The organism is Streptomyces globosus, from assembly GCF_003325375.1.
Taxonomy (GTDB): Bacteria; Actinomycetota; Actinomycetes; order Streptomycetales; family Streptomycetaceae; genus Streptomyces; species Streptomyces globosus_A.
On sequence record NZ_CP030862.1, the window covers coordinates 2188751 to 2205359 of the forward strand.

Genomic DNA, 16609 nt, shown 5'->3' on the forward strand with positions numbered 1-16609 from the left:
CGCTCACCGCCGCACCACCAGGGAAAGGCCACAACGTACGATGTTTGACGTCGAGTCGGACCGCACACCGGCACCCGGGATTCCCCTGACGGGTGGGCAGACCGGCATCTGGCTGGCCCAGCAGATCGAGCCCGACAGCTCCGCCTACAACATCGTCTTCGCCCTGGAACTGCGCGGCGCCACCGACCTCGACCGCCTCGCCGCCGCGGTGCGGCAGGCCGTCCGGGAAGCCGAGTGCCTCCACGTGCGCCTCGCGCCGGGGGAGGACGGCGAGCCCCGCCAGACCCCCGTCGCCCCCGCCGCCGACATCCCGGTCGTCGACCTGCGGGGCGCCGGCGACCCCGAGAAGGCGGCCGGCGAGTGGATCGCCGCCGACCGGGACCGGCCCGCCGACCTCGCCGCGGGGCCGCTCTTCGCCCAGGCCCTGCTCCGGCTCGCCGACGACCGCACCTGGTGGTACCAGCGCTACCACCACATCCTCGTGGACGGCATGGGCGTCGCCCTGATCTCCCGGCGCGCCGGCGAGCTCTACACCCGCGGGGAGCAGGCCCCCGCGGACCCCGACTGGTCCCTGGCCCGCCTCGTGGACGCCGACCGCGCCCACCGGGCCTGCGACCGCTACCCGGCGGAGCGCGCCTGGTGGCAGCAGCGCATGGCCGGCCGCGCCGAGCCGGCCCGCCTCGTCGAACGGGCCCCCGCCCTCACCTCCCGCCGCCTGAGGCGGTCGGTGGAGCTGTCCGCAGAGGCGGTCGGCCGGCTCAACGCGGCCGCCGACCGCGCCGGCACCCGCGCCTCGCGCGTGCTGATCGCCGCCGTCGCCGCATACCTGCACCGGGTGACCGGGGAGCGGGACCTCGTCCTCGGCCTGCCCGTCGCGGCACGGCAGGACGAGGTGGCCGCGGCCGTCCCCGGCATGCTCTCCAACATCGTCCCGCTGCGGCTGGCCGTCGGGCCCGCCACCACCGCCGGCACGCTCGTGGCCGACGTCCGCGACGCGGTCGCCGAGGCGGTCGAACACGGCCGCTACCGGGCCGAGGACCTGGCCAGGGACCTCGGACTCGTCGACGGCGTCGCCGAACTCGTCGGCCCCACCGTCAACATCCTGCCCCGGCCCGACGACCTGCACTTCGCAGACTGCACGGCCGTCCTGCGGCCGGAGTGGCTGGGACCCGTCAGCGACCTGGCCTTCGGCTTCGGCGAGCTGCCCGGCGGCGGCGCGGCCGCCGTGCACCTCGACGCCGACGCCGCCGTCTGCGACGAGGAGGCCCTGGCCGGCCACGAGCGGCGCTTCCTCGCCCTGCTCCACGCCTTCACCGAGGACCCCGACCGCCCCGTCGGCCACCTCGACCTCACCTCCGCCGCCGAACGCAGCGCCCTGCTCGGGGAGTTCGGCACCGCGCCGCGCGAGACCGCCGAGCTCTCCTGGCCCGCCGCGTTCGAGGAGCAGGTGCGCCGTGCGCCCGACGCCGTCGCGCTCGTCCTCGAAGAGCAGGAGCTGACGTACGGGGAGCTCGACGCCGCGTCCAACCGGCTAGCCCGCCACCTCCTCGACGCGGGCGTCCGCCCCGAGGACGTCGTCGCCGTGGCCCTGCCGCGCTCCCCGGAACTCGTCGCCGCCCTGCTCGCCGTGATGAAGGCCGGCGCCGCCTACCTGCCGCTGGACGCCGACCACCCCCGGGACCGCATCGCCTACATGCTCCGGGACGCCGGCGCCCGCACCGTGGTCACCGTACGGGAGCTCGCCGGCGAGCTGCCCGAGCTGCCGGACGTCGCGCACCTGGTGCTCGACGACCCCGCCACCGCGGACGCCCTCGCCCGCCGCGATGACACCGCCCCCGGCGTGCCCGTCGCCCTGGACCAGGCGGCGTACGTCATCTACACCTCCGGCTCCACCGGCCGCCCCAAGGGCGTCGTCGTCCCGCACGACGGCGTCGGCAGCCTCATCGCCACCGCCACCGACCGCATCGGCATCACCGCCGGCAGCCGCGTCGTGCAGTTCGCGTCCGTCGGCTTCGACGTGACCGTCTGGGACCTGGTCATGTCCCTGTGCGTCGGCGGCCGGATCATCATCGTCCCCGCCGAGCGCCGCGTCGCCGGCCCCGCCCTGACCGAGTACATCGCCCGGCACCGGGCCACGCACATGATCCTGCCGCCGTCCCTGGTGTCGGCGCTGCCCCCGGAGTGCGGGCTGCCGGACGGCTCCGTCCTGATCGTCGGCACCGAGGCCGTGCCCGGCGAGCTCATCGCCCGCTGGGCCGGCCGGGTCCGGGTCGTCGTCGCGTACGGGCTCACCGAGGCCAGCGTCAACTCGACGCTGTGGCCCGCCGACCCCGGGCGCCCCGGCCCGGCCCCGATCGGCCGCCCCGACCCCAACACCCGCGCCTACGTCCTCGACACCGCCCTGCGCCCGGTGCCCGTCGGCGCCGAGGGCGAGCTGTACGTCGCCGGGCGCGGCCTGGCCCGCGGCTACCTCGGCCGGCCGGCGCTGACGGCGCAGCGGTTCGTCGCCGACCCCTACGGCGAGCCCGGCACCCGCATGTACCGCACCGGCGACCGCGTCCGCTGGGGCGCGGACGGGAACCTGGAGTTCCTCGGCCGCGCCGACGGCCAGATCAAGATCCGCGGCCACCGCATCGAGCCGGGCGAGATCGAGAGCGCCTTCATGGCCTGCCCGGGCATCGCCCAGGCCGCCGTTCTCGCCCGCGAGGACCACCGGGGCGTCAAGCGCCTGGTCGCCTACCTGGTCGGCGAGGACGGCACGGACGCCGAGGCGGCCGCCTCCGCCGCCCGCGCCCGCGCCGCCGACACCCTGCCCGACCACATGGCGCCGTCCGCGGTCGTCGTCCTCGACGGGCCGCTGCCGCTGACCCCCAACGGCAAGCTCGACCAGCGGGCCCTGCCCGAGCCCCGCTGGACCGCCCTCAGCGGCGCCGACGCGCCCGCCGGACCGGTCGAGACCGTGCTCGCCGGACTGTTCGCCGAGGTCCTCGGCCTGCCCTCGGTCGGCGTCCACGACAGCTTCTTCGAGCTCGGCGGCGACAGCATCGTCGCCATCCAACTCGTCGGCCGGGCCCGCGAGGCCGGGCTGGCCCTCACCCCGCGCGAGGTCTTCCGGCTCCGCACGGTCGCCGCGCTCGCCCGCGCCGCCGCCGAGGCGGACCCCGCCGCCCCGGCCGCCACCGCCCCCGTCCCGCTGGACGAGGACGCCCTTCCGGTCTCCCCGCTCCAGGAGGGCTTCTACTTCCACGCCGCCTTCGACGAGGACGCCGCCGACCTGTACGTCGTCCAGGAACTCCTCGACCTCGGCGACGGCCCGGTCGACCCGGGCCGGCTGCGCGGCGCCCTCCGGCTGCTGCTCGACCGGCACCCCCTGCTGCGCGCCTCCTACCGCCAACTCCCCGGCGGCGAGGTCGTCCAGCGGCTCGCCGACCGGGCCGCACTGCCGTGGCGGGAGGCCGACACCGCCGACACCCCCCTCGGCGACATCCTCGCCGCCGACCGGGCCGAGCGCTTCGACCTGGCCCGGCCGCCGCTCCTGCGGGCCACCCTGATCCGCGACGGCAGGCGCCACCGCCTCCTGCTCACCCTGCACCACATCGTCGCCGACGGCTGGTCCGTCACCGTCCTCCTGCGCGAACTCGCCGCCGCCTACCGGGGCGAGAGCCTGCCCGAGCCCGCCGACCCGCGCCCCTACCTGGCGTGGCTGGCCTCCCGCGACCGGGACGCCGCCCGCGACGCCTGGCGCGCCGCCCTCGCCGGACTGGACGGGCCCACCCGGCTCGCCCCGACCGCGGGGGACGGCGAGCGGACCCCCGCCCGGCCCGGGCAGGTGGACACCCGCCTGCCCGAGGACCTCACCGCCGCCCTGCACGCCTTCGCGCGCAGCCGCGGCCTCACCCTGAGCACCGTCGTCCACGGCGCGTGGGCGCTGCTCCTGGGCGCGCTCACCGGCAGCCGGGACGTCGTCTTCGGCACCACCGTCTCCGGCCGGACCACCGAGGTCCCCGGACTGGACTCCGCCGTCGGCCTGTTCATCAACACCGTCCCGGCCCGCGTGGCCCTGCGCCCCGACGAGACGCTCGCCGGGCTGCTGGCCCGCGTCCAGGACGAGCACGCCGCCCTCCTCGACCACCAGCACCTCGGACTCGCCGACATCCAGCGGCTCGCGGGCGGCGGCGAGCTCTTCGACACACTCGTCGTCTTCGGCAACTTCCCCACCGGCGGCCCCGACGACGGCACGGACCCCGGCGGCCTGCGGATCACCGGCGCCGAGGTGTTCGACGCCGTGCACTACCCGCTCGCACTCGTCGTCGAACCGGGCGAGGGCCTGCTGCTGCGGTTCAAGCACGACGCGGCCCGCCTGGACGGGCCGGCCGTCGCCGACCTCGCCCGCCGCTTCACCGCGCTCCTGCGCACCCTGGTGGAGGACCCCGAGCGCACGGCCGCCCGTACGGGCGTGCTCTCCGGCCGGGAGCGCGCCGCCCTCGCCGCGGCGAACGCCACGGCGCACGACGTCCCCGAGGCCACCCTGGTCTCCCTCGTCGGCGCGCAGGCGGCCCGGACCCCGGACGCCCCGGCCGCCGTCTTCGAGGACACCACCCTCACATACGCCGAACTCCACCGGCGCGCCGAGGCGCTGGCCGCCCGGCTGCGGGCCCGCGGCGCCGGACCGGAGGAGTACGTCGCGGTCGCCGTGCCCCGCTCGGCCGACCTGGTGGTCGCCCTCCTCGGCGTCCTCAAGGCCGGTGCCGCCTACGTGCCCCTCGACCTGGACTACCCGGCCGAACGCGTCGCGTACATGCTCGCCGACTCCGGCGCGCGGACCGTCGTGACGACCCCGGAGGCCGCCCGCCGCCTGCCCGGCGCGGAGGGCCTCGACCGTCTCGTCCTCGGCCGGGACGACCAGGACGAGCCCGCCGCCGGCACGCCCGCCGCGGCCGCCGCGGGACCGGACCACCCCGCCTACCTCATCTACACCTCCGGCTCCACCGGCCGACCCAAGGGCGTCGCCGTCACCCACCGGGCCATCGTCAACCGGCTCGCCTGGATGCAGGACGCCTACCGGCTCACCGCCGACGACCGGGTCCTGCAGAAGACCCCGTCCGGCTTCGACGTCTCCGTGTGGGAGTTCTTCTGGCCGCTCACCGCGGGCGCGGCCGTCGTCCTCGCCCGCCCCGACGGCCACCGCGACCCCGCCTACCTGGCCGAGCTGGTCCGCGCCCACCGGATCACCACCCTGCACTTCGTCCCGTCGATGCTGGCCGCCTTCACCCGGGCCATGGAGGGCGCAGGCGGCCCGCCCGGCTGGGCGGCGACCCTGCGCCGCGTGTTCTGCAGCGGCGAGGCGCTCACCGGCGCGGAGGCCCGCCGCTGGTGGGAGCTCACCTCCGGGTCCGTGCACGGCCCCGTCCCGCTGCACAACCTGTACGGGCCCACCGAGGCGGCCGTCGACGTCACCCACTTCCCGTACGAGGGCGGCACCGGGCCCGCCGTCCCCATCGGGCGGCCCGTCTGGAACACCCGCCTGCACGTCCTCGACCCGTTCCTGCGCCCCGTGCCCGACGGGGTGCCCGGCGAGCTGTACCTCGCGGGCGTCCAGCTGGCCCGCGGCTACCACGACCGGCCCGGCCTCACCGCCGAGCGCTTCACCGCCGACCCGTTCGGCGGGCCCGGCGAGCGCATGTACCGCACCGGCGACCTCGTACGCCGCCGCCCCGACGGGGCCGTCGAGTACCTCGGCCGCACCGACCGCCAGGTCAAGATCCGCGGCAACCGCATCGAACTCGGCGAGGTCGAGGCCGCGCTGTCCGCCCTGCCGGGCGTCGCCCGCGCCGCCGTGACCGCCCGCGACGGGGTCCTCCTGGCCTACGCCGTTCCCGCGCCCGGCGCCTCCCCGGACGGGCAGGCCCTGCTCGCCGCGCTCGCCGAGGCCCTGCCCGCGGCGATGGTGCCCGCCGCCGCGGCCATCCTGGACGAGCTGCCGCTCACGCCCAGCGGCAAGCTCGACCAGAACGCCCTGCCGTCGCCGGAACCCGCGCCCCGGGCCGGCGGGCGCGCCCCCCGCACCGAGGGGGAGACCGCCTTCTGCCGGATCCTCACCGAGGTCCTCGGCGTCGAGGGCATCGGCGCCGACGACGACTTCTTCATGCTCGGCGGCGACAGCCTCACCTCGATCGCCGTCGCCACCCGGGCCCGTGAAAGGGGACTGGCCATCAGCCCGCGCGACGTGTTCGAGCACCGCACGCCCGCCGCGCTCGCCGCGGCGGCGGCGAACGTGCCGGACGAGCCCTCCGCCACCCCGGGGACCGCCCCCGACGCCGCCCACGGCGCCCCGGCCGCCGACGTGACCGTGTCCGCCACGGACGCCGGACAGGCCGCCGCCGCCCTCCGGGCGGTCCTCACCGCGCAGGCAGCCGCCGGCGCGGCCGTCGACCCGGCCCTCCAGGCCCTCCTCGACCAGCTCAACGCCGCCTCCCCGGCCGCCGGGCCGCCCGCCCCCGCCCCGCTGGGCGGCCTCGTCCTGACCCCGGAGGAGACGGCCCGCGTCGAGGCCGCCGCCGGGCTGCCCGTCGCCGACACATGGCCGCTCTCCCCGCTCCAGGAGGGCATGTACTTCCACGCCACCTACGACACCGGCGACGCCCTCGACGTCTACCTCTCCCAGGAGACCCTGGACTTCGACCACCGCCTGGACACCGACCGGCTGCGCGCCGCCTGCCGGGCCCTCCTCGACCGCAACCCGAGCCTGCGCGCCGGCTTCACCAGCGACGGCCTGCCCCGACCCGTGCAGTTCATCGCCGACGGCGCCGAGATCCCGCTCACCGTGACCGACCTGGCCGGCCTCCCCGACGGCGAGCGGGACCGCCGCGTCGGGGAACTGCTCGCCGCCGACCGCCGGCAGCGCTTCGACCTGTCCGCGCCGCCGCTGTGCCGGCTCCGCCTGATCCGGCTCGCCGACGGCCGAGACCGGCTCGTCATCACCCACCACCTCATCCTGTGGGACGGCTGGTCCGCCTGGCTGTTCCTGGAGGAGCTGTTCACCCTGTACGAGCGGTCCGGCGACACCGCCGGCCTGCCCGCCCCCGGCTCGTACCGCGACTACCTGGCCTGGCTGGACCGGCAGGACACCACCCGCGCCGTCGGCGCCTGGCGCGAGGCGCTCGCCGGATTCGACGAGCCGACGCTCGTCGCCCCGGCCGGCCGCGACGCGGGCCCCGTCATCCCCGCCGACCACCACGCCGTGCTCTCCCGCGAGGCCGGCGACCGGCTGCGCGCCCTGGCCCGCCGGCACGGCCTCACCCTCAACACCGTCCTCAACGCGGCCTGGGCGCTCGTCCTGTCCGCGATGACCGGGCGCGGCGACGTCGCCTTCGGCACCGCGGTCGCCGGGCGGCCCGCGGACGTCCCGAACGCGGCCGGCATCATCGGCATGTTCCTCAACACCATCCCGGCCCGGGTCGCCTTCGCCCCGGACGAGCCGCTGCTCGACCTGCTGCGGCGCATGCAGTCCGAGCGCGCCGCCGTCATGCCGTACGAGTACGTGGGCCTGGGCACGCTCCAGCAGGAGACCGGCCACCGCCGCCTCTTCGACACCCTGTTCGTGCTGCGCTCCGCCGACGGCGAGGAGCGGGCCGCGGAACTGCGGCGGCGGCACGGCATCACCGACGTGTCGAACGTGGACGGCACCCACTTCCCGCTCACCCTGATCGTCACGCCCGGGACCCGGCTGCGCGTCACCCTCGCGGCCCGCCCGGACCTCTTCGGCGCGGAGGCGGCCGCCGCCGTCCTCGGCCGGTTCACCACCGTCCTGGAGCGGCTCGGCGCCCTCCTCGACGGCCCGGACGGCGCGACGGTGCGGACCGCCGCCGTGGACCTGCTGCTGCCCGCCGAGCGCGCCGCCCTGACAGCCGGACGGGAGGGCAGCCGCGAGCCCGTGCCGAACGAGACCATCGCCGACATGCTGTCCGCGCAGGTGGCCCGCACCCCGGACGCCGTCGCGCTCGTCTTCGGCGAGCGGGCCCTCACGTACGCCGAACTCGACGCGCACATCAACCGGATCGCCCGCCTCCTGCTCGCCCGGGGCGCAGGGCCCGAGAAGGCCGTGGCGCTCGCCCTGCCCCGCTCCATCGACATGGTCGCCGCCCTGTTCGCCGTCCTGCGCACCGGCGCCGCCTACCTGCCGCTGGACCTCGACCACCCGGCGGACCGGCTGCGGCTGATGGTCGAGGACACCGGGCCGCTGTGCCTGGTCTCCACCGCGGCCGTCGCCCCGGCCCTGCGCGGCCCCGACGGGCCCGCCGCCCCGGAACTCCTCCTGGACGACGAGGCGGTCGCCGCCGAACTGGCCGCCCTGTCCGGCGCGGAGATCACCGACGCCGAACGGCCCGCGTTCGCCCGCGGCGTCCCCGGCCGCCTGGAGCACCCGGCGTACGTCATCTACACCTCGGGCTCCACCGGCCGCCCCAAGGGCGTCGTCACCCCCTACCGGGGCCTGACGAACATGCAGCTCAACCACCAGAAGGAGATCTTCGACCCGGCCGTCGCCTCCGCGGGCGGACGGCGGCTGCGCATCGCGCACACCGTCTCCTTCGCCTTCGACATGTCCTGGGAGGAGCTCCTCTGGCTCGTCGAGGGCCACGAGGTGCACGTCTGCGACGAGGAACTCCGCCGCGACGCCGAGGCACTCGTCGCGTACTGCGACGCCCACCGCGTCGACGTCGTCAACGTGACGCCCACCTACGCCCGGCTCCTCATCGAGCAGGGCCTGCTGGAGCACGACGAGGCCGCGGGCAGGCACCGGCCCGCGCTCGTCCTGCTGGGCGGCGAGGCCGTCCCCGACAGCGTCTGGGACCGGCTGCGCCGCACCGACGGCACGTACGGCTACAACCTGTACGGGCCGACCGAGTACACGATCAACACGCTCGGCGGGTCGACCGCGGACAGCCCCACCTCCACCGTCGGCGTCCCGATCCGCAACACCCGCGCCCACGTCCTCGACGCCATGCTCCGGCCCGTCCCGCCGGGCTGCCCCGGCGAGCTGTACATCGCCGGCACCGGCCTGGCCCGCGGCTACCACGACCGGCCCGGGCTGACCGCCGAGCGGTTCACCGCCGACCCGTTCGGCGAGCCCGGCGAGCGCATGTACCGTACCGGCGACCTCGTCCGGCAGCGGCCCGACGGACTGCTCGACTTCCTCGGCCGCACCGACGACCAGGTCAAGATCCGCGGCTACCGCATCGAACTCGGCGAGATCGCGGGCGCCCTGTCCGCGCACCCGGCCGTCGCCCACGCCGCCGTCGTCGTCCACGAGTCCGCCGGCACCAGGCGCCTCGTCGGCTACGTCGTCCCCGAGCCCGGCGCCGGCGCAGGCGAGGACCTGGTGCAGCGCCTGCGCGACCACCTGAAGGCAGGCCTGCCCGACTACATGGTCCCGTCCGCGCTCGCCACCGTCCCCACCCTGCCCCTGACCGTCAACGGCAAGCTCGACACCCGGGCCCTCCCCGCACCCGACTTCGCAGGGGCCGCCGCCGGCCGCACCCCGCGCACGCCGCGCGAGGAGACGCTGTGCACCCTGTTCGCGGAGGTCCTCGGCCTGCCCGAGGGCAGCGTCGGCATCGACAGCGACTTCTTCGAGCTCGGCGGGCACTCGCTGCTCGCCACCCGCCTCGTCAGCCGCGCCCGGACCGCCCTCGACACCGAGCTCGCGATCCGCGACCTGTTCGAGGCGCCCACCGTCGCCGAACTCGTGGAGCGGGCCGACCGCGGCGCCGGGGCGGCCCGCCCCGCACTGACCGCAGGGGACCGCCCCGACGAGCTGCCGCTCTCCCACGCCCAGCAGCGGCTGTGGATGATCCAGCAGATCGAGTGCACCTCCGCCGCCTACAACTTCCCGCTGGTCATGCGGATCCGCGGCGCCCTCGACACCGGCGCGTGGCGGGCAGCCCTCGCCGACGTGACCGACCGCCACGAGGCCCTGCGCACCGTCTTCTCCACCACGCCCGACGGCCAGGCCCTCCAGCGGGTGCTGCCTGCCGGCGAGGCCCGCCCGGCCGTGGAACTCGTCCGCGCCGCGGAGGACGAGGTGCCCGGCATCGTCGACGAGGCCGTCGCCCGCCCCTTCGACCTGGCCGCCGAACTGCCGCTGCGCGCCACCCTCGTGGAGCTCGGACCCGAGGACCACGTCGTCGTCCTGCTGCTGCACCACATCACCACCGACGAGTGGTCGGACCGCCCGTTCCTGCGCGACCTGGCCACCGCCTACACCGCCCGCACACGCGGCGAGGCCCCCGCCTGGGAGCCGCTGCCGGTGCAGTACGCCGACTACGCGCTCTGGCAGCAGCGCCTCCTCGGCGACCCGGCGGACCCCGGGAGCCTGGCCGCCCGGCAGCTCGGCCACTGGCGCACGGCCCTGGCCGGCGCCCCCGAGGAGCTGGAACTGCCCACGGACCGGCCCCGGCCCGCCCGCCCGGCGTTCACCGGCGCCGAACTGGACCTCACCTTCGACGCCGACACCCACGAGTCCCTCAGGCGGCTCGCCCGCGACACCGGCGCCAGCATGTTCATGGTCGTCCACGCGGCCGTCGCCGCCCTGCTGCACCGCATGGGCGCCGGCACCGACATCCCGCTCGGCTCGCCCATCGCCGGCCGCGGCGACGAGGCCCTGGACGAGCTGGTCGGCTTCTTCGTCAACACCCTCGTCCTGCGCACCGACCTCGGCGGCGACCCCTCCTTCACGGAGCTTCTCGCCCGGGTCCGCGAGACCGACCTGGCCGCGTTCTCCCACGCGGACGTGCCCTTCGAGGCCGTCGTCGAGGCGCTCAACCCGACGCGCTCCCTCTCCCGCAACCCGCTCTTCCAGGTCATGGTCGGCTACCACGCCCGCACCGGCGAGGAGCTTGCCCTGCCCGGCCTCGCCGTCGCGTACGTCCCGTACCGGATCCGCTCCGCCAAGTTCGACCTGGTGTTCAGCTTCACCGAGCACACCCCGGCCGACGGCGGCACCGGCTCCCTCGGCTGCCGCCTGGAGTACGCCACCGAGCTGTTCGACCCCGAGAGCGCCGAGGAGCTCGGCGGCCGGCTCCGCCGGCTCGTCGCCGCCCTCGCCGCCGCGCCCGAACGCCCCCTGTCCCGGGCGGAGATCCTCGACGACGCCGAGCGCCGGCTCGTCCTGGAGGGCTTCAACGGGCTGCCCCGCGAGGTCGAGGAGGCGTCCTTCCCCGACCTGTTCGCCCGGCGGCTCGCCGAGCGGCCCGACGCCGTCGCCGTCGTCGACCGGGCCCGCTCGGCCACGTACGCGCAGCTCGACGCCCGAGCCAACCGCCTCGCCCGGCTCCTCGCCGCGCACGGCGCCGGCGCCGGGAGCACCGTAGGCGTGGCCGTGCCCCGCTCCGTCGACATGGTCGCCGCCGTGCTCGCCGCCATGAAGCTCGGCGCGGCGTTCCTGCCGCTCGACCTCGCCCACCCCGCCGACCGCCTCGCGTACATGGTCGAGGACTCGGGGGCCGCCCTCGTCGTCGGCACGGAACCGGTCGCCGGGAAGATCCCCGACGTGCCGGGCGTCCCCGTCGTCCTCCTCGACGACCCCGACACGGCCGCCGCCCTCGACGCGCTCCCCGGCGGGCCGGTGCAGGACGGCCCGATCGCCCTCGACCAGGCCGCGTACGTGATCTACACCTCCGGCTCCACCGGCCGCCCCAAGGGCGTCGTCGTCCCCCACGAGGGCATCTCCAGCCTCGTCGCGACCGCCGTCGACCGCATGGGCCTGCGCCCGGACAGCCGGGTCCTGCAGTTCGCCTCGATCGGCTTCGACGTCTTCGTCTTCGAACTGGCGATGGCCCTGTGCCGCGGCGGCCGTCTCGTCCTCGTCACCGACGAGGCGCGGGTCGCCGGACCGGCGCTCACCGACTTCCTCGCAGACCAGCGGATCACCCACATGATCCTGCCGCCGTCGCTGGTGTCGGCGCTCCCGCCCGGCTGCACGCTCCCCGAGGGGTCGACCGTCCTCGTCGGCACGGAGACCGTGCCGCCGGACCTGTTCGAGCGGTTCGGCGCCACCGCGCACCTGATCTGCGCGTACGGGCTCACCGAGGCGACCGTCAACTCCACCCTGTGGCCCGCCCGCGAGCACGGCGGCACCCCGCCCGGCCGCGTCCCGATCGGCAGCCCCGACCCCAACACCCGCGCCTACGTCCTCGACGAGCACCTGCGGCCCGTCCCGCCCGGCGTGGCCGGCGAGCTGTACGTCGCCGGACGCGGCCTCGCCCGCGGCTACCTCGGCAAGCCCGGCCTGACCGCGGAACGCTTCACCGCCGACCCGTACGGCGCCCCGGGCAGCCGCATGTACCGCACCGGCGACCGGGCCCGCTGGCGCCGCGACGGCAACCTCGACTTCCTCGGCCGGGTCGACACCCAGGTCAAGGTGCGCGGCTTCCGCATCGAGCTGGGCGAGATCGAGGCGGCCCTCGCCGCGCACCCCGCGGTCGCCCAGGCCGCCGTCCTGCCCGACCGCGACGGCGACATCGTCCGCCTCGTCGGCTACGCCGTCCCCGAACGGGGCGCCGGCCCCGACCCGCAGGAGCTGCGCGCCCACGTCGCCGCCCTGCTGCCCGAGTACATGGTGCCCGCGCTCGTCGTCCCGCTCGACGGGCCGCTGCCGCTGACCCCGAACGGCAAGCTGGACCGCAAGGCGCTCCCCGCGCCCGACTGGTCGGCGATGACCGGGGACGCCCGCCCGGCCGACGGGACCCAGGCGCGCCTCGCCGCACTGTTCTGCGAGATCCTCAAGCTGGACACCGTCGGCGTCCACGACAACTTCTTCGCGCTCGGCGGCCACTCGATGGCCTCCATGCGGCTCCTCGGCCGCATCCGCACCGAGTTCGGCGCCGAACTCGCCATCCGGGACGTCTTCGACGCCCTGACCGTCGCCGGCCTCGCCGGCAAGCTCGCAGGGGCGGCGGCCGCCCGCCCGGCACTGCACCCCGCCGCGCCCGGCGGCGGGCCGCTGCCGCTCGCACCCGGCCAGCGCACACAGTGGCAGGCCTACCGCCGCAGCCCCGGCTTCGACCACGCCCTGGCCCTGCGCTCCGCCGACGGCTTCGACACGGACGCGCTCGCCGCGGCCCTCGCCGACGTCACGGCCCGCCACGCACCGCTGCGCACGGCCTTCGCCGAACACGACGGCGCCGTCCACCAGCGGCCCGTCCAGGCACCGGCCCTGATCGCACACGAGTGTGCCGACCTCGGCACCCGCCTGCGCGAACTCGCCGCCGAAGCAACCGACCTGGAACGGGAGGCCCCCCTGCGGGCCCACCTGCTCACCGGCCCCGACGGCAGCCAGGCCCTGCTCCTCGCCCTGCACTACCTCGCCGCCGACGAGTGGTCGGTCGTCCCGCTGTTCCGCGACCTGACCACCGCCTACGCGGCGCGCAGGGAGGGCCGGGCGCCCGACTGGCAGCCGCTGCCCGTCTCGTACGCGGACTACACCCGCTGGGCCCACGACGTCCTCGGCGACCCCGCCGACCCCGACAGCCGCGGCGGCCGGCAGCTCGCCTACTGGCGGGAGACCCTCGCAGGCGCCCCGCAGCGGCTGGCGCTCCCGGCCGACGGGCCGCGGCCGGCCGCCGCGGACGAGGCGGGACGCCCCGCGGGCCACGTCGCCTTCGTCCTCGACGAGGAACTCCACGCAGCCGTGGACGAACTGGCCCGCGCCACCGGCACCAGCATGTTCATGGTGCTGCACGCCGCCCTCGCGGCCCTGCTCACCGGCCACGGCGCCGGCACCGACCTGCCCATCGGCACCATGGTCGCCGGCCGCACCGACGACCGGCTCGCCGACCTCGTCGGCAGCTTCCTCGGCACGGTCGTGCTGCGCACCGACACCGCCGGCGACCCGGCCTTCACGGAACTGCTCGGGCGGGTACGGGAGACCGTCCTCAGCGCCCTCGACCGGCAGGAGGTCCCGTACGAGGAGGTCGCCAGCGCCACCGGCCTGCCCGCCGAGGGGCCGCAGGTGATGGTGGTCCACCACGAGCAGGCCGACCTGAGCCTGCTGGAAGGCGGCGCGGGCTCGCTGGAGGCCGTGCCGACCGGGCGGACCAGGGCCGACCTGACCCTGGGCTTCCACGAGCCGCACGGCGACGGCCCCGTCCACTGCGCCCTGACCCACGCCACCGACCTGCTCGGCACCGCCAAGGCACGGCGGCTCGCCGACGAACTTCTCGGACTGCTGCGCAATGCGGCAGCCCGTCCCGAACAGCCGCTGTCCGAGCTGTTCACCGCACCGTCCCAGAGGAGTGACACCGCATGAGCACCAACCCGTTCGAGGACCCGCAGGGCACCTTCCTGGTCCTGGTGAACGACGAGAACCAGCACTCGCTGTGGCCGTCCTTCGCCGAGGTCCCGGCCGGCTGGCGGACCGCCGCCGGCCCGGACACCCGCGAGGCCTGCCTGGCCTACGTGGAGGAGCACTGGACGGACCTGAGGCCCGCCAGCCTCGCCGCCCGCCAGGGCTGACCCGCCCACCCGCCCACACCGGCACCGCCGCCCGCGGAGGACCCCCTCCGCAGGCGGCGGCGCGCGCGGAGGGCGTCACACGGCGCCCGGTGGCCGGGCGGTACCCCCTCGGAACGCCCGAGAACGCAGCTCGCCGGCGTCGCGTGGTCGCGACGCCGGCGAGGCGTGCCGGGCCCGGCGGGCCTGGGCTGTCAGTGGACGCCGAGGGCCGGGCCGGCCTGCTTCCGGTCCTCGGGGGCCCCGGAGGGCGGCTCGCCGGCTGCCGCTGCGGGGGTGTCCGCGACCTGGCGGCTGTCCGACCAGGCCGCCCACAGCGCCGCGTACCGGCCGCCCGCCGCGACGAGTTCGCCGTGCGTGCCGGTTTCGACGATCCGGCCGCCGTCCAGGACGACCACGCGGTCCGCCGCCGCGGCCTGCGGCAGCCGGTGGGCGACCAGGAGGCCCGTACGGCCCTCCAGGGCGCGCGCGGCCGCCTCCTCCAGGACCCGCGCGCCCGCGCTGCCCGCGTCGGCGGTCGCCTCGTCCAGGATCGCGACGGGCGGATCGGCGAGCACGAGCCGCGCGAGCGCGAGGTGCTGGGCCTGGGCGACGGTCAGCCGGTGCCCGCCCTCGCCGACCACGGTCGCGAGGCCGTCCGGCAGGGCCTGCGCCCACTCCAGGGCGCCCACCCTGTCGAGCGCGCCGCGCAGCTCCTCGTCCGTGGCCTCCGGCCGGGCCAGCCGCAGGTCCTCGGCCAGCGGGCCGGCGAAGACGTGCACCTCCTGGCTGATCAGGGCCACGGTGCGGCGCACCCCGTCGGGGCCCAGCTCGCGGGCGTCGACCCCGCCGAGGGAGACCGTCCCGCTCGCGGGCGTGTGCACACCGGCGATGACCTTCGCCAGGGTGGTCTTCCCTGCGCCGCTCGCGCCGACCAGCGCCACCCGCTCACCGCTGCGCACGTCGAGGTCGACGCCGCTCAGGACGGGCCGCCCCCCGGCGTAGGCGTGGCCGAGCCCGGTCACCCTCACCGCGCCGTCGGCCGGGACGCTCCCGCCCCGCGGCGCCGGCTCGGCGGGCAGGTTCGCGACGCCGACGAGGCGGGCGAAGCTCGCGCCCGCGGACTGGGCGTCGTCGAGGAGGAACAGCGCGGCGTTGACCGGGTTGAAGAGGCTGTGGAAGTACAGGGCGGCGGCGGTGGCCGTGCCGATGGTGACGGAGCCGTTCCGGACGAGCAGGAAGCCGGTGCCGAGCATGGCGGCGAGCCCGATGTACTCGGCGAGGTTGAGCCGGGAGAAGAAGCCGGTGACGATGTGCAGCCCGCGCAGCGCCACGTCGCGCGCGGCGCCCGACCGGTCGGCGAGCAGGGCGGTGTGCCGCTCGTTCAGCCGGAAGGCGCGCACGGTGCGCACCCCGCCGATGCTGTCGAGCAGCTGGTGCTGGAGGGCGCCGGTGGCGACGCGGTGTTCGGCGTACACGGGTGCCGCGCGGCGCAGGTACCAGCGGACGGACAGCACCTGGACGGGCACGGCCAGCAGAGCGGCGAGGAGGAACCGCCAGTCGAGGACGGCGAGTCCGGCGAGCGTGAGGAGGATGGTGAGCGCGGAGCGGGTGAACTCGGGCAGGGCCTGCCGCACCGACTTGGCGATCACGGCGACGTCGCTGGTGACGCGGGAGACGAGGTCCCCGGAGCCGGCTGCTTCGACGCGTTCGAGGGGCAGCCGCAGCGCCCGTTCGATGAACCGCTCGCGCACGGCGGCGAGCACGGTCTCGCCGAGCCGGGCCACGAGGGCGCTGCCTGCCGCGCCGGCGGCGCCGCGGGCCAGCGCGACCCCGACGAGCAGCACCAGCGGGAGCGTCAGGGCCCGCGGCCCCTCCTGGCCGACGACCAGGTCGACGATGTGGCCGAGCAGCGGGGCGGTGAGCAGTCCGATGCCGGTCCCGACGACCAGGACGAGGACGGCGGTGGCGGCGAGGAGCCGGTGGCCGCGCAGGATCGTGCGGAGCGCCGCCAGGCTCTCGGCGCCGCCCGCGGTGGGCAGGAGCGTGCGGTCCGTGCCGTCGTGCGCGGTGGTCCCGCTCATGTCCCTGTCCCTCTCCGGCCCCGGTTCGGCGGGGCACG

3 protein-coding genes are annotated in these 16609 nt (G+C 76.7%); 2 read left to right on the plus strand and 1 reads right to left on the minus strand.

Annotation, left to right across the window (positions count from 1 at the left end):
• Positions 1-40 precede the first annotated feature (40 nt).
• A complete protein-coding gene (locus C0216_RS10030; protein WP_114054933.1) occupies positions 41-14305 on the plus strand; it encodes a non-ribosomal peptide synthetase in 14265 nt (4754 codons plus the stop codon).
• Positions 14302-14511, plus strand: coding sequence for an MbtH family protein (locus C0216_RS10035; RefSeq protein ID WP_114054934.1), 210 nt, complete (start codon positions 14302-14304; stop codon positions 14509-14511). The genes C0216_RS10030 and C0216_RS10035 overlap by 4 nt, the downstream gene beginning before the upstream one ends.
• Positions 14512-14702: 191 nt before the next feature.
• Here C0216_RS10035 and C0216_RS10040 read toward each other — a convergent pair whose 3' ends face one another.
• Positions 14703-16571, minus strand: coding sequence for an ABC transporter ATP-binding protein (locus C0216_RS10040; RefSeq protein WP_114054935.1), 1869 nt, complete (start codon positions 16569-16571; stop codon positions 14703-14705).
• Positions 16572-16609: the final 38 nt, after the last annotated feature.